Source organism: Vibrio rubrogenes (genome assembly GCF_059641415.1).
This window is the reverse complement of the sequence record NZ_JCARSY010000123.1, coordinates 1-440: the sequence shown is the minus strand read 5'-3', so window position 1 is coordinate 440 and position 440 is coordinate 1. Positions and strand designations below refer to the sequence as shown.

The window sequence follows — 440 nt, the reverse complement described above, 5'->3', positions numbered from 1 at the left end:
AGCGCGAGCTAATGCGCTGGCACATCGACTCCAAATGCTTGGGGTGATTCCGGGACAGCGGGTTGCGGTGCGCTTGCCGCGTTCAGCCGCCTTAGTGGTGGCGGAGCTGGCGATTCTTAAATGTGGCGGTGTGTATGTACCGCTTGACCCGAATGCCCCGGCGGAGCGACTGGACTATGTGTTACACGATAGCGGTGCAACCGTGGTGCTCGCGGAATCCGGTACTGCGGTGGATTACCCGTCCCTGCATGTCTTAGAGATGACGCCGTCGCTGCTCAATGAAACCCGTGATGAAGCAGTTTCTGTGCAGGTCAGTGGTGATACCCCGGCCTATGTGATGTACACCTCAGGCTCGACCGGTCAGCCGAAAGGTGTCGTCGTACCACATCGGGCTATTGCCAGACTGGTGCTGAATAACGGCTATATGGCGGTGCAACCGT

General features: G+C 58.4%; 1 protein-coding gene. It reads left to right on the top strand.

All coding sequences use genetic code 11. From position 1 onward, the window contains the following. On the top strand, positions 1–440 hold a 440-nt coding region (locus tag AC55NX_RS20835), incomplete at both ends, for an AMP-binding protein (RefSeq protein WP_496997469.1).